Annotated in this window: 16 protein-coding genes, 1 pseudogene and 2 CRISPR repeat arrays; of the genes and pseudogenes, 7 read left to right on the plus strand and 10 right to left on the minus strand. The window is 70.7% G+C overall.

Features of this window, described 5'->3' with window-relative positions; genetic code table 11:
* Positions 1-174: 174 nt before the first annotated feature.
* The 4 genes from ACFYOU_RS01690 (at position 175) to ACFYOU_RS01705 (ending at position 4,562) form a co-directional block, all read left to right on the plus strand.
* A complete protein-coding gene (locus ACFYOU_RS01690; RefSeq protein ID WP_391302691.1) occupies positions 175-867 on the plus strand; it encodes a hemolysin III family protein in 693 nt (230 codons plus the stop codon).
* 150 nt (positions 868-1,017) lie between these two features.
* Positions 1,018-2,586, plus strand: a complete 1,569-nt coding sequence (locus tag ACFYOU_RS01695; protein WP_391302693.1) for a DHA2 family efflux MFS transporter permease subunit — start codon at positions 1,018-1,020, stop codon at positions 2,584-2,586.
* A gap of 4 nt (positions 2,587-2,590) precedes the next feature.
* The gene (locus tag ACFYOU_RS01700) at positions 2,591-3,253 is read left to right on the plus strand and encodes a TetR family transcriptional regulator (RefSeq protein ID WP_391302695.1); all 663 of its coding nucleotides are present in this window, start codon (positions 2,591-2,593) and stop codon (positions 3,251-3,253) included.
* Between the two features lie 85 nt (positions 3,254-3,338).
* Positions 3,339-4,562 carry an MFS transporter gene (locus ACFYOU_RS01705; protein ID WP_391302697.1) on the plus strand — a complete coding sequence of 408 codons (1,224 nt, stop codon included), beginning with the start codon at positions 3,339-3,341 and terminating at the stop codon, positions 4,560-4,562.
* A gap of 125 nt (positions 4,563-4,687) precedes the next feature.
* Positions 4,688-5,241: a CRISPR direct-repeat array (repeat unit 25 nt; unit sequence GTTTCCAACCCTCCAGGGCTGATGA).
* Positions 5,242-5,387: 146 nt separating this feature from the next.
* Here ACFYOU_RS01705 and cas2 read toward each other — a convergent pair.
* The 9 genes and pseudogenes from cas2 to ACFYOU_RS01750 all read right to left on the minus strand — a co-directional run.
* The gene (gene cas2, locus ACFYOU_RS01710) at positions 5,388-5,597 is read right to left on the minus strand and encodes a CRISPR-associated endonuclease Cas2 (protein ID WP_387001614.1); all 210 of its coding nucleotides are present in this window, start codon (positions 5,595-5,597) and stop codon (positions 5,388-5,390) included.
* A gap of 42 nt (positions 5,598-5,639) precedes the next feature.
* The gene (gene cas1 / locus ACFYOU_RS01715; protein WP_391302700.1) at positions 5,640-6,404 is read right to left on the minus strand and encodes a CRISPR-associated endonuclease Cas1; all 765 of its coding nucleotides are present in this window, start codon (positions 6,402-6,404) and stop codon (positions 5,640-5,642) included.
* On the minus strand, positions 6,404-6,913 hold the full coding sequence (locus tag ACFYOU_RS01720) for a Dna2/Cas4 domain-containing protein (protein WP_391302702.1): 510 nt from the start codon (positions 6,911-6,913) through the stop codon (positions 6,404-6,406). Before ACFYOU_RS01720 ends, cas1 begins: the two co-directional genes overlap by 1 nt.
* Complete coding sequence (cas3, locus tag ACFYOU_RS01725; protein ID WP_391302704.1) at positions 6,910-9,327, minus strand: CRISPR-associated helicase Cas3'; 2,418 nt, start codon at positions 9,325-9,327, stop codon at positions 6,910-6,912. The genes ACFYOU_RS01720 and cas3 overlap by 4 nt, the downstream gene beginning before the upstream one ends.
* Positions 9,324-10,007: a CRISPR-associated protein Cas5 gene (gene cas5, locus ACFYOU_RS01730; protein WP_391302706.1), complete on the minus strand. Its 684-nt coding sequence runs from the start codon at positions 10,005-10,007 to the stop codon at positions 9,324-9,326. The genes cas3 and cas5 overlap by 4 nt, the downstream gene beginning before the upstream one ends.
* A complete protein-coding gene (gene cas7i, locus ACFYOU_RS01735; protein WP_391302708.1) occupies positions 10,004-11,062 on the minus strand; it encodes a type I-B CRISPR-associated protein Cas7/Cst2/DevR in 1,059 nt (352 codons plus the stop codon). Before cas7i ends, cas5 begins: the two co-directional genes overlap by 4 nt.
* Positions 11,062-12,534 carry a hypothetical protein gene (locus tag ACFYOU_RS01740; RefSeq protein WP_391302710.1) on the minus strand — a complete coding sequence of 491 codons (1,473 nt, stop codon included), beginning with the start codon at positions 12,532-12,534 and terminating at the stop codon, positions 11,062-11,064. Before ACFYOU_RS01740 ends, cas7i begins: the two co-directional genes overlap by 1 nt.
* Complete coding sequence (gene cas6, locus ACFYOU_RS01745) at positions 12,531-13,220, minus strand: CRISPR-associated endoribonuclease Cas6 (protein WP_391302712.1); 690 nt, start codon at positions 13,218-13,220, stop codon at positions 12,531-12,533. Before cas6 ends, ACFYOU_RS01740 begins: the two co-directional genes overlap by 4 nt.
* Before the next feature lie 373 nt (positions 13,221-13,593).
* A CRISPR array of direct repeats spans positions 13,594-14,413; the repeat unit is 29 nt; unit sequence GTCGTCATCAGCCCTGGAGGGCTCGCAAC.
* An 82-nt stretch (positions 14,414-14,495) separates the two neighbouring features.
* Positions 14,496-14,849, minus strand: a pseudogene (locus ACFYOU_RS01750) (ATP-binding protein); the annotation flags it as partial.
* Between the two features lie 210 nt (positions 14,850-15,059).
* Here ACFYOU_RS01750 and ACFYOU_RS01755 point away from each other — a divergent pair.
* From ACFYOU_RS01755 to ACFYOU_RS01765, 3 genes are read left to right on the plus strand one after another with little or no spacing between them, the layout of a single operon-like run.
* Positions 15,060-15,911, plus strand: coding sequence for a Scr1 family TA system antitoxin-like transcriptional regulator (locus ACFYOU_RS01755; RefSeq protein ID WP_391302714.1), 852 nt, complete (start codon positions 15,060-15,062; stop codon positions 15,909-15,911).
* A gap of 7 nt (positions 15,912-15,918) precedes the next feature.
* A complete protein-coding gene (locus tag ACFYOU_RS01760; RefSeq protein ID WP_391302717.1) occupies positions 15,919-16,140 on the plus strand; it encodes a DUF397 domain-containing protein in 222 nt (73 codons plus the stop codon).
* A 34-nt stretch (positions 16,141-16,174) separates the two neighbouring features.
* Positions 16,175-16,915, plus strand: a complete 741-nt coding sequence (locus tag ACFYOU_RS01765; protein ID WP_391302719.1) for a Mut7-C RNAse domain-containing protein — start codon at positions 16,175-16,177, stop codon at positions 16,913-16,915.
* A gap of 70 nt (positions 16,916-16,985) precedes the next feature.
* Here ACFYOU_RS01765 and ACFYOU_RS01770 read toward each other — a convergent pair whose 3' ends face one another.
* Positions 16,986-19,433 carry a galactose oxidase-like domain-containing protein gene (locus ACFYOU_RS01770; protein ID WP_391303758.1) on the minus strand — a complete coding sequence of 816 codons (2,448 nt, stop codon included), beginning with the start codon at positions 19,431-19,433 and terminating at the stop codon, positions 16,986-16,988.
* Positions 19,434-19,481: the final 48 nt, after the last annotated feature.

Here is a 19,481-nt window from a genome sequence, read left to right on the forward strand (position 1 = left end):
GGGCGGCCGGACGGGGGGAGATGATGGACCTACGGAGGCGTAGGTACCATGCCGAACATGACTGTGCCTGTGCCCGCACGCCCGGATTCACCAGGTCCGAAGGACGACCGAGCCCCGGAGCCGGGCGGCGCGCGCCCAGCCCTCTCAGTCCCCCACCAGACGGACCCGCAGCCCATGACGCAGACGCTGACACCGGATTCCGGCGCGACCGCCGCGTCCACGGGAACCCCGGAACTCAAACCGAAACTGCGCGGCTGGCTGCACGCGGGCATGTTCCCGGCGGTCCTGGTCTCCGGACTGTTCCTGACGGCCCTCGCCGACTCCACCCGGGGCCGCATCGCCTGCGGGATCTACGTCCTCACCGCCTGCCTGCTCTTCGGCGTGAGCGCCCTGTACCACCGGGGCAACTGGGGGCCGCGCGCGGGCGGACTGCTGCGCCGCCTCGACCACGCCAACATCTTCCTGATCATCGCCGGCACGTACACCCCGCTCACCCTGCTCCTGCTGCCCGAGGCCAAGGGCCAGTGGCTGATGTGGGGCGTGTGGGCCGCCGCGGCGGCCGGGATCGTCTTCCGCGTGTTCTGGGTGGGCGCCCCGCGCTGGCTGTACACCCCCTGTTACATCGCGATGGGCTGGGCGGCGGTCTTCTTCCTCCCCGACTTCCTGCGCACGGGCGGCATCGCGGTCCTGGTCCTGGTGATCGTCGGCGGGCTCCTCTACAGCGCGGGCGGCGTGATCTACGGCATCAAGCGCCCGAACCCGTCACCGCGCTGGTTCGGTTTCCACGAGGTGTTCCACTCCCTCACCCTGGCCGCGTTCGTCGTCCACTACGTCGGCATCTCCCTCGTGGCCTACCAGCACGGATAACCCCCTCCACTCCCCCGGGCCCAGGTGGCCGCGGCTCCCCGCCGCGGCCACCTTTTTCATGCCCGGACCCCCGCACCCCCCGACTCATTCCCCATCCGAACCCCTGGACCATATTGACAGCAACTCCCAAATGACAGCTACTCTCACTTCATGGTCACCCTCCACCCGACGACCGACACCCCGCCCCACCCCCGCCGCTGGTGGGCCCTGGGAGCCCTGGTCGCCAGCTTCCTCGTCCTCGGCTTCGACCTCACGATCCTCAACGTGGCGCTGCCGACCATGGCCGGCCAACTCGACGCCTCCACCGGCGAACAACAGTGGATGGCCGACGCCTACGTCATCGTCTTCGCCGCACTGATGCTGCCCGCCGGACTCCTCGGCGACCGCTACGGACGCCGCCGCCTGCTCATCGCCGGACTCGCCGTCTTCCTCCTCGGCTCACTCGCCGGCACCCTCGCCGACGACGTCCCCACCGTGATCGCCGCCCGCGCCGCCATGGGCATCGGCGGCGCCCTGATCACCCCGCTCGCCCTGTCCGTCCTCCCGACCCTCTTCGGCCCCGACGAACGCGGCAAGGCCGTCGCCGCGGTCACCTCCGCCTCCGCACTGGGACTGCCGCTCGGCCCGATCGTCGGCGGCTGGCTCCTCGACCACCACGGGTGGGGCTCCGTCTTCCTGATCAACGTCCCCATGGCCGCCCTCGGCATCACCGCCTGCGCCCTGCTGCTGCCCGAGAGCCGCGACCCGGCCGCCCCGCGCCTCGACCTCACCTCCACCGCCCTGACCGTCGCCGGACTCGGCACCCTCGTCTACGCGATCATCGAAGCCCCGCACCGCGGCTGGACCGACCCCCTCACCCTCGGCCCCCTCCTCACCGGCACCGCCCTCGTCGCCGCCCTGGTCGTCCGCGAACGCGGCGCCCCCCGCCCCCTGCTCGACCTGGACCTCCTCACCCGCCGCCCCTTCCTCCTCAACACCCTCACCGCCACCCTGGTGATGTTCGTCCTCGCGGGCCTGATGTTCGTCCTGCCCCCGTACCTCCAGACCGTGCTCGGCAACGACGCCTTCGGCACCGGGCTACGGATGCTGCCGCTGATGGGCGGCATGCTGATCGCCGCGAAGGCGTGCGCACCGCTCGCCGCACGGTACGGAGCACGTGCCGTGATCAGCGGGGGGCTGGCGGTGCTGACCTGCGCCGCGCTCCTCGGCAGCCGCACCGAACCCGGCTCCGGCTACGGGTACGTCGCCCTCTGGCTGGGCACCGCAGGAATCGGCTTCGGCTTCGCGGTGGTCGCCGCGATGGAAACGGCACTCGGCACGCTGCCCGCCGACCGCGCGGGCAGCGGCTCCGGCCTGCTGATGACCGTGCGGCAGATGGGCAGCGCCCTCGGCATCGCCCTACTGGGCTCCCTACTCTCCAGCACCTACGGCGCCCGCGTCACCGGCGACGCCACCGCCGCACTCCCGCCCGGGGCCACCGACACGGCACGCGAATCGGTCGTCGCCGCCCACCTGTTGGCCGAGCGGCTCGGCGCGCCGGAACTGGCCCGGGCCGCGGACGCCGCGTACCTGGACGGCATGCGACTCGTCCTGGTGGTGTGCGCGGCCGCCGCCCTGCTCACCGCACTCGCGGCCCTCACCCTGCTCCCCCCGCCCGGGGACGGCACCCCGCTGCCCCCGCCCGGGGACGGCACCCGTCCCGCCGATGGCCGACAATGAGGCCATGCCCGCCACCGCACCTCCACCGTCTCCCGTGGACCCGTCGCAGCTCGGCCTGCGGGAACGCAAGAAGCTGAAGACCCGCGTCGCGATCCGCGAGGCCACGTACCGGCTCATCGCCGAGCAGGGCTACGAGGCGACGACCGTCGAGCAGATCGCCCAGGCGGCCGAGGTCTCGGCGAGCACGGTGTTCCGGTACTTCCCCACCAAGGAGGACATCGTCCTCACCGACGAACACGACCCGGTCATGGAGGAGGCCCTCCGCAACCGCCCCGCCGAGGAACCCCTGCTCGACTCCCTCCGCCACGTCCTGCGGCAGACCATGGAACATTCCATGCGCCACGAACCCGAGGTCACCAAGCTCCGCATGCGCCTGATGGCCGAGGTCCCGGCGGTCCGTTCCCGCAGCCTGGAGAGCATGTCGGTGACCGGCGGCATGCTCTGCCGGGTCATCGCCGAACGCACCGGCCGCGACCCCGCCGAACTGGAGGTCCGCGCCTACGCGATGGGCCTCGTCGGCACCCTCTTCGAAACCTCCCGCTACTGGGCGGAACGCGACTACCCCGACGACATCGGCGACCTGCTCGACCGCGCGCTGACCGTGTTCGCCCAGGGGCTCGGACCCGGCGTCGCACGCGCCAACCAGGGCGGCCCCACAGGACGTTGACGTCGAGAAGCTGCCGGACACGCTCCCCGGGCCCTGCTGAAGTGGTGTGCGCACCCCACGCCCCCCCCCCGCAGGACGGAACCCGATGGCCACCGCAGCGCTCAGCCGTTTCCCTTCCCCACCCCCGGCGGCCCCGACCGACGCACCACGCTCACCGTTCGTCTCCTGGCTGGCCGTGGTGTCGGTGGCCCTCGGCATCTTCGTCATCGTCACCACGGAGATCCTCCCGATCGGCCTCCTCACCACCATCGGCACGGACTTCACCGTCTCCGAGGGCACCGCCGGCCTCATGATGGCGCTCCCCGGCGTCCTCGCCGCGGTCTCCGCCCCGCTCGTCACCTCGGCCCTGGGCACCACCGACCGCCGCCCGGTCCTGGCCGCGTTCGTCCTACTCCTCGCAGTCGCCAACTTCCTGGCCGCCGCCGCACCTTCCTACTGGCTCGTCCTCGTCTCCCGGGTCCTGGTCGGCATCAGCATCGGCGGCTTCTGGTCCGTCGGCGCGGGCCTCGCCGCCCGCCTGGTCCCCGCCGCGTCCGTCGGGCGCGCCACGGCCGTGATCTTCTCCGCGGTGCCGCTCGGTTCCGTGCTCGGCGTACCGCTCGGCACGTACATCGGCTCCACGGCCGGTTGGCGCGTCGCGTTCCTCACCATGGCCCTGCTCACCCTCACCGTCCTGACCCTGCTCCTCCTCGCCCTCCCGCCCCTCCCGCCGCAGCGCCCGGCCAACCTCTCGGTCCTCGGTGACCTGCTCCGCACCCCCGCCACCCGGTACGCCCTGGCCGTGACGTTCCTCGTCGTCCTCGCCCACTTCGGCGCGTACACGTACGTCACCCCGTTCCTGGAACAGGTCCCCCGCCTGGACCCCGACCTCGTCACCGGCTGCCTCCTGATCTACGGCGCCGCCGGCATCGCAGGAACCTTCCTCGCCGGCTCCGCGGTGTCCCGTGCACCTCGCGCCGCCTTCGGGTGCGCTGCGGCCCTGATCGCGGTCGCGACGCTGGCCCTGTCGGTCTTCGGCCACTGGGGGGTGGGCGCGGTGGCCCTGCTGATCGTGTGGGGCGTCGCGTACGGTGCGGTGCCGGTCTGCTCCCAGACCTGGTTCGCCCGCGCGGCTCCCGGTGCGACGGAGGCGTCCTCGGTCCTGTTCACCTCGTCGTTCCAGGCGACGATCGCCCTGGGCGCGCTGGCCGGCGGAACGGTCGTCGACCACGCCTCCACGTCCGCGGTCATGGCGGCGGGGGGCGCTACGGCGATTGTGGCGGTGGCGGTCGTTGGCGTGGGGGTGCGGCGGGTGGGGGTGGTGGGGTGAGGTGGCTGCGGTGGTGGGTTGCGTTAGGCGCGGCTGCTCGCCGGCTCAGGCGCAGCCGGGGCATGGCAGGCCCTCCAGGGCTGACGGCGGCCGGCGGCGTCCTGCGCCATCACGTAGTCAGAGAAGTTTCCTACCCTCCAAGGCTGATGAGGACCCGCCCGGCCGCCTCAACATGCGCGCGGCTCTCGCCCGGTTTCCAACCCTCCAGGGCTGATGAGAACGGTCGTCGGGGTCCAGCTCGGGGTGCTGGCACGGCTGTTTCCAACCCTCCAGGGCTGACGAGGACCCGTCTGCCGTGTCGCGGTGGAGGCCGAGGAGATCACGTTTCCAACCCTCCAGGGCTGATGACGACCTGGAACGGGGTACGCCGCACGGATTGCTGAGCTTGAGGAGTTTCCAACCCTCCAGGGCTGATGACGGCGGGCATGGACTGGGCCATCTCGTACGCGGACACCTTGTTTCCAACCCTCCAGGGCTGATGACGGCGGCACGCGGCGACGTCCGCGCGGAAGCGCTTCATGTGTTTCCAACCCTCCAGGGCTGATGACGGCCGCCCGGCTCGCCGCAGCCGCGGCCGAGCAGCTCGCGTTTCCAACCCTCCAGGGCTGATGAGGACGACCACTACGGCAACCACGCGGGGCACTTCAGCCCCTCGTTTCCAACCCTCCAGGGCTGATGAGGACCCGAGGGTAAAGTCGCAGGTCAACGCACCCCCGTGAGCGACGCAGGAAGGGGAAAGTGCAGCGATCCGCTGGTAGTGCATCACCGCAGGTCAGAGGATGTCTCCGGGGCCGCCGAGGACGACGCCCAGGGTGTTGGCCTCGATCATGTCGGGGACCTCGCAGTGTACGAGACGATGCTGTCGTAGTTCGGGTCGATCACCGTGCTCAGCGCAGCCATCAGAGCACGGTACTGCGCGGCCGACAACTCGCCCTGGAACACACTGCGCTGCGTCCAGTGGAGGTACTTGCGGCAGGTCTTGAGGACCTTCGGGTTGCGTTCGACGGCCGTGTCGTAGACGAGGATCACGAACACCCGCCGTCACCACCAGGGCCGGAAGGGCTTGTAGGGATTGCCTTAGAGACAGAGGCGCACCAGCTTGAGGGCTTCCAGGTGGATCAGCTCCTCGTAATTGACCTTGCGTTTGAGGGTCCGGTGGTGCACCGTCTTCGCCAGTTCGTCCCTGACCAGCGCGGCGACCTTCTTGCGACCGTCCTTGCTGAGGGATGCCCTGCCCACTTCGGTCTCGAAGTCATTCGGCCTGAGGGGCTTGAAGGGTTCTGCCAGGTCGAGGGCCAGGGTGTTGCGCCGGCGGTCCGTGTCCGCGTGGAGGAAGCCGATGGCCGGGTGGAGCGGTGTGCTCCGCAGGGCGGTGAGAACCCTGGCGTAGACGATGGAGTTCAGGTAGCTGACGAAGGCGTTGCCCGCATTGGTGGGCGGGCGACGAGTTCGAACGTCCAGGCGCAGCCGCGAAGGAAGTTGGGTGTCCAGGAGCGCCCAGCCGGTACGACGAAAGTTGCCTTCCTGGCCCATGATCATGTCGCTGTCCGTGCAGTCGGGCAGGGCGGCGCGTAGGACTTCCAGTGCCGGGTCCAGGTGGTCCGTTTCGAGTGCCGCATGGTTGCCGTAGTGGTCCAACACGTGGATGGCCACACCGTTGCGACTGAGTAGCGACAAGGCCGAAGTATTGATGTCAACGCGGTCGAAGGCGACCAGGTCCCGGATGTCTGTGATGGGGATGCGGACGGGGCTGCTGTCGGGGCGTTCCACCCGCACGCTGTTGTCCTCGCGGCGGATGCGACAGGGTTCGGTCAGCCAGTAGGTACGGCCCACGGCGGCCATCAGGTGTCTCCCCAGCAGTAGTCAACGTATGAGCAGCCCCGGCACTCGCTCCGTTTGAGGCGGTCCGGGGGCCCGGCAGCGGCAAGAGTCGCCCGGGCCCGTCCCTCGGATTCCTCCGCCTCGCTGCGGGCGTCCGCGTCCCAGGGGACGTTGACCGTTCGGCGAATGAGCGGATAGTGGACCGTTCCGCCGCGCACCGCGACGCCTCGCCGCTCCAGGAGGAGGCAGTAGTGGCGGACCTGGGCCGCGTGTGCCGGGGACGGGGAGCGGGAGGACTTGGTTTCATGGACGACCGCGCCGGCGGTGACCCAGTCGATCTTGGCCTCGCCGAGGTCCACGTCCCGTCGGCGGGTGAACGTGGTGGCGTCCACGACCTCACCGAAGGCGACCAAGTCGCTGCGCTGCTCGGGGCGGTACCCCTGTCCGTACAGCCAGAGCTGGCGCGGGCAGTGGTGCAGGTACTTGATGTGGACCCCGCCCACCGGGGCCGCGGGGTCAGGGGTGGTCACAGGATGGTCTCCGGGTCGTCGGGGGGTCGTAGGCCCGTCTCCGGGTCGTACTCGGCCTTCGTCACCCGCACGCCCAAGCTCCGGTCGAGGTGTACGTCGTACTGCTTCAACTGGACGTAGCTCAGGGGGATGAGGAGGCCGGCGGCGCGTAGGGCGTGGCCGTCGGGGCCGGTGGTGAGGGTGCGGTACTTCTCGACGTCGTCCACGTGCAGGACTTCGACTCCGTCGAACTGTTCGTCCAACCGCCGTGCGAACTCGGTGCGGTCGTGGAAGGGGTCGGGGAAGGAGAGGAACGCGGCCGTGAACCCGTCGCGGGCACGGCGGGCCCTCGCCTTCCAGCTGACGCCCCACTCCGTGTCGTACGCGAGGGCGAGCAGCCGTTCGACGTCCTCCTCGCTGAGCGTGTCGGCTCCCGCGCCGACCAGGGTGGTCAGGGCGAGCCAGGACGCGTTCACGGCGCCCTTCTCGTAGGGAAGGTGGCCCTCGGAACGGTGGACGCGGAACTCGACGGGGCCGTCCGGGTGGAGTCCGCGGCGGTTGACGCGGCCGGCGCGCTGGGCGACGGCCTCGACGGGCGCGTTCTCCACCGCGCCCCGGTCGAAGTCGAGTTGGAGGGAGACCTCCACCGCTTGCGTGGCGACGGTGAGCCCGCCGCGGGCGCCACGTTCGCCGGGCCGTCGTTCCGGGTGGCGTGCCAGCAAGCTGCGTTCGACGGCGTCACGGTCGCGGTGCTTGAAGCGGGAGTGGAGGAGCAGCGCCGGGTGGGTGTCGTCGGGGCTGGCCGCGGCCCGCGCGTCGGGGGCCAGCTCGCGGTAGAGGGAGCGGGCGGCGGCGACCGTGTTGACGACGGCGAGGACGCTGTGGCCCTCGTGCAGCCAGGTGCGGAGGCGGTCGACGCCGGCCGGGGCGGTGAGGGGCTCGGGGTCGAGGGTCAGTCGGTGCCGGACGGGACTGGTGCCCCGGGGTGCTCGGCGGAGGGCGACCGGGTGGGTCAGGCTTTCGTCGATGACTTCGGTGAGCGGTGGGGCGAGGGTGGCGGAGAGCACGGCGACCCGGCTGCCGAGCCGTTCCCACAGGCCCATGGACGCGCAGAGCCGGCCGAAGGTCTCCGGTTCGTAGGCGTGGAGTTCGTCCAGGACGAAGACGGAGTTGGCCTGTTCGAGGAGGGCCGAGGAGTGGGTGGGGCCGGCGATGGCTCCGCGCAGGAGTTGGTGGGGCGTGGCGACGCGGACCCGTTGGGTGAACAGGCGCATGGCCCCGGCGCGGGCCCGCGCCTGGCGGGCCATCGCAGCGGTCGGGGCGGACGGAGCAAGCGGGTCGCAGTCCTCGGCGGCCTCCAGGAGGAGGGTGTGGGCGACGGTGCCGTGCAGGAGCCCGATGTCCGGGGTGTCGTCCCCGGGCGCGGGTACGAGGTCGGCGGCGAGTCTGCGGCGGGCGGCGTTGAGCGAGACGCGGTACGGGAGGACCCACACCAGGCGGGGCAGCCCCGGCATGTCGACGATCTGCCGGGCGGCCCAGGCCAGTCCCGCTTCCGTCTTGCCGCTGCCGGTCGGGGCGATGAGGACGAGGTGTCCGTCCACGTCCGCGGCGTCCCGCTGGTGCGGGTGGGGCGGGTACGGGAGGCGGGCGAAGTAGTCGCCGGGCAGCGGCAGATGGGTCTGGAGGTCCACGTGGGCGGAACCGGCGTGGTCGGCGAGGGTGAGTGCACCCTGTGCGAGGACGGCGAGCAGCCCGCGGTCCGGCGGGACCTGCCGGCGCCAGGTGTCGAGGAGGGTGGCGAGGAGGCGGCGGGCGCGTTCGGCCAGCGGTGTGCCGTCGTCGTGCGGCGGATCCACGGCCAGCGCGCCGGACAGCCAGGCGGTCAGCTCCCGGTGCAGCCGTCGGGTGACCTGGATCAGTTCGCCGTCCGGGCCGGGCGTGCGGCCGAAGGCGTGCTCCCAGCGGGTTTCGGCGTTGTACGTCTGCGCCAGGCTGGGTTTGGCCCCGGTCCCCGCTACGGGTCCGCCGGACGCGGAGTGCAGGGCGCGGTGGTGGGTGGCGACCAGCGTGGCGACCATCAGCCGGTCGTCGTCCGTCCAGTCGCCGGCCGCGGCCATGAGGTCCACGTACGCCAGTGACAGCACCTCGTGCCGCTCGCCCCAGTACGGTGCGCCGGGCAGCAACTGGCGTTGGAACCCTTCCGCGACCTTCCCGGTGTCGTGCAGGAGGGCCGCCCGGCGCACCCGCGACCAGAAGGCCGGTTCCGTGGCCAGGACACCGGCGTTCGCGAACCGCGCCTCGATCTGCGCGACGGTGTCGTGGACGGTACGGGAGTGGGTGGTGAGGCGTTCCGGGTCCCGTACCGGGGCGGACTTGGCGCGGACGTCCCGTAGGCCCCGTGCCGTGGAAGTGCCTTGCCCCCGGGCCCCGTTCACGGCTCCAGTAGCCACACGGCCTGCCCGGTGTCGTCCTGGTGGGCGCCCCGCACGGGTTGCACACCGGTGGCCGTCTCGCACCACAGGTAGTCGACCCACCGCGTGGTCAGCCGGTCCGTCGACGTACTCGCCGCGAGCTGGTGCACGGTCGCGGACGGCACCCGGTGCGCGTCGGAGGGCGCAAGGGCGTGATCCACTACGGCGCGCTCGGCGGGGCGCAGGGTGATGCGGCGGAGCTTCAGCGGGTGGACGACGTCCTGCGAGCGGCCGAGGCGCAGCGGCCAGCGGGGGCGGCGCAGGGCGCGGGCGATGCGGTCACCGTCCTCGCCGGGCAGCCACAGCGTGAGGTGGACGTCAGTGAGGAACGGGCGGTCCCTGATCGTCATGCCGCCCTTGCCGGGACGCACCCGACCGGAGACGGCCGGGTTGCGACCGTCGGCGGCGATGGGGTGGTACGTCTCCGCGTCCACCCCGCTGCCACCGGCCCGGGCCGCCATGCCGAACGCCAAGGACTCGGCGGGGCGGCCCGTCGCCGCGGCCAGCAGCCCCCGCACCGTGGAGGGCGGCGGGAGCGGCAGGCAACGGCTGACCCCGGGGAACAGCGGGTCGCGGAAGGAGGCGACGGGGGCCCAGAACTCGGCCCGCCACACCGCCTGGGACTCTCGGCGCAAAGGGCTCACCGGGCCGGGTCGTCGAACCAGCCGTCGAGCCGGCCCCCACGGAGGTCGCTGGCCAGCTCGCGCAGAGCGGTGCGGGGGTGCGCCAGGGTGATCGTCTCGTTGGCGATCTCCTCCGCGCACGCCTTCTCGAAGTCGGCGCGCAGGTCGTCGCGGAAGCCGGGTCGCCAGCCGATCCGTACGGGGGCCTGCCACTCCCCCGCCCAGGCCGCGAGTTCCTGCCGCAGCACCTCGCCACGCACGCGCAGCCCCGCGCCCTCCTCGCCGTCGATGCAGTGGGCGAGGGGGTTGATGCCGCCGTTGAACGGGACCATGACGATCAGCGCGGGCACCCGGTCCCCGTAGTGGAGGGCCTGCTTCGCGCCGCCACTGAGGTGGGCCAGGGCCTCCAGCAGCAGGGCGGCGCGGTTGCGGCGCTCCTCGATCGGCAGCCGGACGGCGGGCTGGTCCCGGAAGGTGGTCGCGGTGGCCCCGGCCTGGATCGCCTCGCTCGCGAGGAGCGCCTGCTCGGCGGTCAGGTAGTTCGGGCGGCCGACGCCGTTGGTGTCGGGCATCGTGAACGTGCCGATCCGCGGCAGGTCCAGCAGGAACGGTGCGGCCAGGTCGGCGGTGTAGAACTCGTGACCGTGCAGGACGGGCTCCGGGACCCCGCGGGACATCACCCCGAAGTCCTCCGTCGGGTACACCGGCTCCACCGACATCAGGGTGCCCAGCAGGAACGGACTGTCCCGCAAGGTCGTCGCCGCGTCGTCCTTCTTCGCGCCCGCCCGCATGTACCCGAAGAGGTCGTCATCGGCGTAACGGACGGGGTCCGCGTCCGTGTTGGCCTTCTGCGCCTTGTTCTGCGCCTTGCCGACCCGGGTGACCGGCGACGGTACGGCACCCAGCTCCACCATCCCGTCGCGCAGCCAGCGGCGGGCCGCCTGTGCCGACACGTACGGGTACCGCTTGCCCCTGATCCGGGCCAGCTTCACCCGGGCCTTGGTGTCCTCGCCCTTGCCGTTGTTCGGCGCGCCCGCCTCGACCGCGAGCACCATCTTCCCCGCCAGATACGCCATTACGCGGGCCCCATCTCTTCCTCTTCGTCTTCGTACTCTTCGGCGCGCTGGTGGTTCGACTGCTCCAGCAGCGCTTCCGTCCGCTGCCGCTCCTCCGGGTCCACGGGGGTGTCGTTCACCGTCACTCCGCGTTCCTGGAGCAGTTGGACGACCGTCGCGGACAGCAGCATGCGCAGTTCCCAAGTCCGGGGGCGCCGCTGGATCAGTGGGCTCCAGTCCTCGGGCCCGGACGGCGCCGGTCGTCCGTCCAGCATCAACCGGTACTGCGCCTGGGTGAGCAGCACGCCGAGTTGGTAGTCGTTCAGCGCGGCATTGCGGTACTCCGCGAACCGGCCCCTGGGGCTGCCGCTCCCGTGCTCGATCCAGTCCGCGATCAGCGTCGCGACGGGCTTGAGGTCGGGTGTCATCCCCAGGATCTCCTCGGCGTAGGTGAACGCGAGCCGGGTCAGTGCGGCGCGGTCCTCCGCGCACCAGCGACGGTCCGACCCGCTCAACAGTTCGTGGACCTGGCCGAGGAACGAGCGGCTACGCCCGTCCTCCGCCTCGAACAACAGTCGCGCCGCTTCGTCGGGCCCCCGCGCCACGAGCTGGCCGGTGCGGTCCACGCGGGTGAGCCCGATCTCCAGCAGGCGCCAGCCGCGGCGGAGCACGGCGTTCCCGTCCACCCGCGCCAGGAACGCGGGCACGGCGCGGCGCGTACGGGTCACCCGCAGCCACGGTTCCTGGTTGTCGTTCTTGAACGACCACAAGGTGGACGCGGCGAAGTCCCCGTCCCGGACGGCCCTGAGCGCGCGCACGGCGACGAGTTCGGACCGTGTCCCGGCGGGCATCCGCTCGAACCCGAGGTGGGTCACCCGCCGGGCCCGCAACACGTTCTGCGCTACGAAGTCCCGCTCTGCGTCCTCGTTCTCGCAGGTCAGCACCGTTGCCGAGCCGGCCGTGAGCCAGGCGCCGTACGGCAGCGCCCACATCGCGACGCGGCAGCCCCGGCAGACCGGCCAGCCGGGGACGCCCGGCGGAAGCGTGTTCAGCGCACGGTCCGTGTCGTACAGGGGCAGGGTCGACTTCGTCCACACGACGGTGGTCCCCGTCCCGCAGAACGTGCACGGGCGGAGGGTCGCCGCGGCCTGGACGGGCTCCGTCTCCGGTTCGCGGTCCGGGCGGAAGAGCAGGGCGATGTCCGGACGCAGGACCGTCGATTCCTTGGGACGTTTGCTGTGCGTGGCCTTGGAGTTCGGGTACAGCGCGAACAGGACCTTCCACCAGTCGTACGCGGCCGTGTCCTTCGCCGCGGTCGCGGCTGCTACGACGTCCTCCACGATCTCCGCGGCGACGGTGTCGAGGTCGGTGACGGTGACCTCGTCCGGTCGGGCCCGACCCGCGAGGACGGCCACGGCCCAGGCCCCGCCCCGTTGGAGCGGGTGGCGCGTGGCGATCACGGGTCGTTCCGGGGCCGCGGTGGCGACGTTCACTTGATCCACCCGAAGCCCTGCACGGTGTCCAGCCCGAGGCCCCAGGACCGCAGCGCCTCAACGAAGCGCCCGTCCGCTTCCATGGCCACGCGTACCTGGGCCCCGATTCGGGGTGCGCCCCGTACGGTGAACCTGCGCCGCGGCCCAGCTTCTACGACGCTCAGGTCGGCGGGTGCGGGCAGGCCCAGCAGGTCGGCCTTGTGCGTGAGGTTGTGGTGGAGTCGGTCCAGGTAGTGCGGGTCGCCCGGGAGCACGTACCGGCTGTCGTGCTTCACGATCACCGGGGTGAGCGTCGCCAGTTCGACCATTCCGGAGGTGGGCGGGACCGCCACGTCCAGCGCGACGCCCCGCACTCGTAACCTGGCGGCGCCCCAACGGATTTCGGTGCGCGTCGAGAGTGCGGCGACGAGCGCGGAGGCGATCCGTGGTTCCGGCGACCCGAACCACAGGGAGCCGTCGGTCGAGGTCGTGTACACGCCCTTGGTTCGGCGCGCGCCGCGGAACTGTGGGCTCGTCGCACCCAACGGCTTGAGCGACTGCCCCTTCCAGCCCTCGTCGTGGAGCGTTCTCGCCAGGTCGGCGTCGTGGCTGCTCAGCAGCTCGTACACCACACCTCTCGCGGGTCCGTGCACGTCGTCCCACGACAGGCTCGGTACGTCCGCTTCCACGTCAACTCTGACGCGCATGCTCCCCCAACTCGATTGGGTCCGCTGGCTGTTGCTACCTCGGCTGACGGCACCTGGTGATGTTCACGGGCCCGCCGCGCCGACCGGCAACGAGAACGGTAGCGACGTTTGGGCGTTCGGGGCGCCAATACTCATAAAATCCGATGCGGGGTGCTCTGGTTTGGTAGTGGGGAGCTGGGGGGCGCGCGGTCGCGACGGCTGCTTTTGGGCCGGGCGGCGCCGTAGGGTGGTGTGCGCGGGGGCGCTCTCGTCCGTGCGGAGTCGGTACGTGAGCACGCGTTTGACCTGCGGTGATGCAGTACCGGCGGATCGCTGCAGAATTCGCCGCCTGGGCCCGCTGTTTGACGGCTCCGAGCTGGGACTTTACCTTCGGGTCGTCATCAGCCCTGGAGGGCTCGCAACCCGAGCCGAGCACCGGCCCCGGAGGAGTACTCCGACGCATGTCGTCATCAGCCCTGGAGGGCTCGCAACTCGACCTCGGCGACCGCGCGGACGGCGTCGGGCCCATGTCGTCATCAGCCCTGGAGGGCTCGCAACGCGTCGACCCGGAACGCCACGCTCACCAGCCCCGCGGGTCGTCATCAGCCCTGGAGGGCTCGCAACGGTGGGTGCCGCCGAGGCGACGGAGCTGCTCCTCTAGTCGTCATCAGCCCTGGAGGGCTCGCAACTTGGGATTGACCCCGACACCGGCAAAAACGGGTCGCCGTCGTCATCAGCCCTGGAGGGCTCGCAACTGGAGTGGGAGCCCGCCCCGTAGCGGGATCGAAGCGTGTCGTCATCAGCCCTGGAGAGCTCGCAACCGGCCGGGGCGTGTTGTCCTGCATCATGGGTCTGCACGTCGTCATCAGCCCTGGAGGGCTCGCAACACCGCAGTGACCCGCGAGGTGCGCGGCTACCTGGTCGTCATCAGCCCTGGAGGGTTCGCAACGGGGCCGTGGGGTCCGGTGCACGGGGTGATGATCCAGGTCGTCATCAGCCCTGAAGGGCTCGCAACAACTGGTTGGTGCGCCGGTCGTCGCCGGAGTTGTTGCGGTCGCCATCAGCCCTGGAGGGTTCGCAACGGCAGGACGCCGATGTACTGGTCGCGCAGGGCGGTCGTCGTCATCAGCCCTGGAGGGCTCGCAACAAGGGCACGACGCGGATGCTCACCAACGGGTGTTCCGTGTCGTCATCAGCCCTGGAGGGTTGACCTCACCCCCGCGCGGGCCGCGCCTTGCCGTCCAACGCGAACCACACCGACTTGTCCAGCGGGGACAGTCCGCCGTGCACTGAGACGCCCCAGCGGTCAGCCATCGCCTCCACCAGCATCAGCCCACGCCCATGCTCGTCAGCGTCCTCCGGGAAGGATCGCGGCATGGGCGGGCGGCTACCCGGTTCGCGATCCGTCACGCGGACGGTGACGGAGTCGACTCCCACCGTGGCATCCACGGTCACCAACGCGGCCCGCGTGTGCTGGAACACGTTGGTCACCACTTCAGATACCAGGAGGCGGGCCGCATCCATCAGCGCCTCGTGCCCCGCCTCGGCCAGCAGCAGGGCGACGAGATCCCTGGCGAGCTTGGGCGTCGTGCCGATGTTGGGCGCGATGAACCGGTAGCTACGGCTTGAGACGTCCGCTGGGATGGACATAGGTACTCCTCTTTGGCGTGCCCGATCGTTCCAACTGTCGTGCGTGTCAACACATTTCGTCCGGCCACAGCTCTCACCGGCACATCTTGACGGTAGGGCACACCCTTGGAACGGCACAAGGTTGGAACTTAAGGACCACCCTTGAGAGTGGACCCACAGTCACCGAAGGCGGCACACTCGTACACACGAAGGAAGTTGAGGAGTAGCTCCATGCCCCCACGCAGCCACCCAACAGCGCGCCAGGCGCGCCTCGGTGCCGAACTGCGCAAGCTCAGAGAACGGGCAGGCATGTCCGGTCGCGACGTCGGCGCCTTTCTGGGAGGCGAGCGCGCGACGGTGAGCCATCTGGAGTCTGGCCGGCACGGGATCAGCGCCGAGCGGCTTCGCCGGCTGGTCGCGTTCCTGGGCGTGAACGACCCTGAGTATGTGGACCTGCTGGCCGGTATGGCCGAGGAGCGGGGTGCTCAATGGTGGACCGAGTACAAGGGCCTCCTCCCGCCCGCACTCCTTGACATCGCGGAACTTGAGCACCACGCCAAGTACTTGCGGACCGTGCAACTCCTCGCCGTACCCGGAATCCTGCAAACGGACGAGTACGCGCGGGCCATTTTCAAGACGAGCAACCCGGCACTTCCCGACGCCGAACTCGATGTGCGTGTGCGGCAGCGGATGGCTCGACGGCGCATTCTCCAACGACAGTCACCGACGCCCTTGGACGTGATCATCCACGAGGCTGGACTCCGCATGCGTTATGGAAGCCGCAAGGTGACGGGGTCTCAACTTGAGTTCCTTCTCGGCGCGTGCGACTGGCCCTCGGTCACCGTGCGCGTGATCCCGTTTGAAATCGAGGCGTTCTCCGGATACACGCAATCGATGCTGTTCGCTGGGGGGCCAGTACCGCAGCTGGACACCGTGGAAATCGACAATGCTCACAGCGTTGACTTCCTGTACGCGGACACACAGCTCCATCAGTGCCGCGAGCTGATCAGTTCTGTGTCGCGCGTGGCTTTGGACCCGATCGCGTCCCGAGACTTCATCCACCACGTCAGCCAGGAGATGTGAGCACACCATGAGCGCAGTGATTCGCTGGCAGAAGTCCACGTACTCCAACGGAGACACCCAGTGCGTCGAACTGGCCAGTACAGCTAACGGAATTCTCCTCCGCGAAAGCGACGCCCCCGGCACCGTAGTGACCACCACCCCCGCCAAGCTCCGCGCGTTCCTGCTGGGCGTCAAGGCGGGCGAGTTCGACCACCTCATCGACGAGGCGCCCACGGGGCAAAACCCGTAGCCGTACCCCACCGCACGGATGACATGCTGAGCCGGTGAACAAGGACAACGCCCAGCAGATCACCGTGGAGGTGGCCCCCGAGCTGGCGCTCTTCGTGCCGCACAAGCGGCGCCAGGGCCCCACGGAACTACCGATCGACGGGACGTCCAGCCTCGGCCACGTGGTCGAGTCGCTGGGCGTCCCGCTGACCGAGGTCGGCTCGCTGGACGTCAACGGGGACACGGCGCCCACCGGCTACGTACCCCGGGACGGGGACCGCGTCCGCGTCACAGCGGTGGTCCGGCCGCAGCAGGTGCCCGGCGCGCCGTTGCGGTTCCTGCTGGACGTGCACCTGGGCACCCTGGCCCGGCGGATGCGCGTACTCGGCATCGACGTCGCGTACGAGGCGGTGGACATCGGTGACCCCGCGCTGGCGACCCGTTCCGCGGCAGAACGACGCGTGCTGCTGAGCCGGGACCGGGGGCTGTTGCGGCGCCGGGAGCTGTGGGCGGGGGCGTTCATGTACAGCGACCAGCCCGATGAACAACTGCGCGACGTGCTGGGCAGGTTCGCGCCCGAGTTGCGGCCCTGGACGCGGTGCACGGCGTGCAACGGCACGTTGGTGAGCGCGTCCAAGGACGAAGTGGCCGACCGGGTCGAGGCCGGAACGCTGCGCACGCACGACGTGTTCGCCCGTTGCACGAGTTGCGGGAACGTGTATTGGCGGGGTGCCCACCACGACCAGTTGGAACACATGGTCGCCGATGTCCTCGCCGAGTTCGGTCCGGCGCGTTAGACGATCGAAGCGGACCCGCCAAGACCGGGGGCCGGTGCCCGTACCAGGTACGGACACCGACCCCCGGGCGTCAGCGGCGCTTGCCGCGTAGGTCGCCCTTGCCGCAGGCGATGCCGTCCCGGTCGGGGTCGAGTCGCTGCGGGTCGGTCTCGCCGTTGACCTTGAGCCGGCCGTAGTCGTGGCGGGCGAGCCAGTCGCAGCGGGCGGCGGTCGTGGCCTTGACCTGCGGCGGGTAGTCCGTCGGCACGCAGACGCCGGCGGCGCCGTAGTGGCGGTCGCAGCCGGAGACGGTCGGGCTGACGGGCTGGGACGCCCGCTTCTTCAGCGGCTTCCGGGGCTTGGCCGACAGGTCGTCCGCGAAGTCCTGGACGTGCGGGGCCGGCGCCTCAGCCACACCAGCGCCCTGGTCGGCGCCGCCGTGATGACCGCCGTGGCCGCCCGATCCCGGGGAACCGGAGGCCGCCGGGCTCATCGCCGCGGGCCCGTCGAGGCGGACCCACTTCGCGACGGACGGCACGCCGTTCGCGTCGGTGGCGAAGAGCATGTACCAGCCGGGCGGGGCGAGGTTGGGGTTGCTGGTGACGTTGAGGTCGATGGTGTTGCCGTTGACGGTCAGGGGCAGGTCAACGAACCGTTGGTTGGGGTCGGAGGAGTGGGTGACCGCGGAGGGGCGGATGAGTTGCGCCTTGGTGATCGCGCGGTCGACGGTGATGCGTTGGGTGGAACCGTAGGTCCACTCGTTGTCGGCGACGGAGGTGATCGCGGGGCGGGGGCCCTTCATCAGGTAGGGCGGGGTGTAGATCGAGACGTTGTGGTTCCAGGTGTTGCTGCCCGGGTTGTCGCCGGTGGACATCACGCGTCCGTCGGGGAGCAGGAACGACGAGGAGTGGTAGCCGCGGGCCTCGGGGTCGGTGGCGACCTTGTCGAAGGTGCGGGTGACCGGGTCGAAGAGCGAGGAGGAGAAGACGGGGTCGGCCCGGTTGTGCAGGGAGCCGCCGGTCTCCATGACCTTGCCGTCGGGCAGCAGCACCGCGGACACGTACATCTTGCCCTCGTCGCCGGTCTGCGGGACCTGGCCGCCGCCGCGGTCGACGGTGCCCTGCGGGAGCGGGGGTCCGGCGGTGTACCGGGGGTTGGGGTCCTTGAGGTCGATGATGTCGGTGAGGCGGTTGGCCTTGGGGTTGGTCTCGATGTTGCCGCCGCCGATGGTGAGGACCTTCTGGTCCTGGGCGGGCGGGAGCAGCACGCTGGCGGACTGGTCGCGTTCGTCCTTGCGTTGCAGGCCGGGCACGTCGGTGATGGTGTTGGCGTCGTAGTCGTAGACGGAGGCGCCGGTGCCGGGGGTGCCGTTGCCGAAGACGTGGCTGCCGGAGTAGAAGAGGCGGCCGTCCTGCATGAGGATCATGGACGGGTACAGGCCCCAGTAGCTCCAGGTCTGCTTGACCTGGTGGGTGGGCAGCCACCTGTTCTGGGCGGCGGAGAAGCGGTCGGCGGTGACGGAGCCGGTGGAGTCGTCGCGCAGTCCGCCGAAGGAGAGGACGTCACCGTTGCCCATGACGGTGGCGGACGGGTACCAGTGGCCGTCGTTCATGTCGTTGGTCTTGGTGTACGTCTCGGTGGCGGGGTCGAAGACGTACGAGTCGCGGTAGCCCTTGTAGCCGTGTGAGCCGTTGGCGGCGGGGTAGGACAGGTTGCCGCCCATGACCAGGACCTTGCCGTCGCGGAGTTGGACGTGGCCGGCGCAGAACATGTCCTTGGGGGTGGGGACGATCCGGTAGGAGCCGTCGGCGGGGTCGTAGATCGCGGAGGTGAAGGTGCCCGCGGCGAAGGCTTCCTCGCTGTTGCCGGAGCCGGCGATGAGCAGCACCTTGCCGTTGTGGAGGACGACGGCGTGGGCGGAGCGTACGGGGTTCTTGGTGGGGAGGACGTCCCAGCGGCCGTCGCGGCACTCGGTGGGCGTGCCGGTGCACAGCGGGTCGGGCGGGTCGACGGCGACGGCGTGCATGGCGTAGTCGTCGGTGGTGACGGAGCCGACGCCGTAGACGGAGACGCCCCAGGTGATCTGGTCGGTGCCGGGCGGGATCGGCGGGGTGCGGACCTCGACCCGCTCGTAGGCGGGGGCGACGGGGAGGGTGCGCAGGTCGGTCCAGTACTGCCAGCCGCCGGTGGTGTCGCGGCGGAAGAGGGTGACCGCGGTGTCGGGGGTGGTCGACTTGTACCAGAGGCTGAGGTCGTACTGGGTGCCCGGTTGCACGGTCGGGGCGCAGGTCGGGTTCTCGGTGAGCATGGCCTTGCGGTCGCCGCTGACCCGGCGGCTGAGGGCGACCTTGACGGCGGCGGTGCCGGTGCGGGCGTCGGAGACCGTGTCGTAGGTGAAGTCGTTGTCGCCCCAGCCGGCCTTGGACCAGCAGTGCGGCAGTTCGGAGCCGCCGGGTCCTGGAGTCTCGAAGCCGGGGTTGGTGAGGAGGTTTGCGGCGGCGGCCGTCTGCGGGGTGGCGAGCAGGAGTCCGGCGACCATGGCGACCACGCCGAGGAGGGCGGTTCTTCGGCGTCGGACGGTGCGGGC

The organism is Streptomyces sp. NPDC005955, from assembly GCF_042871255.1.
In the GTDB taxonomy this organism is placed as follows: Bacteria; Actinomycetota; Actinomycetes; order Streptomycetales; family Streptomycetaceae; genus Streptomyces.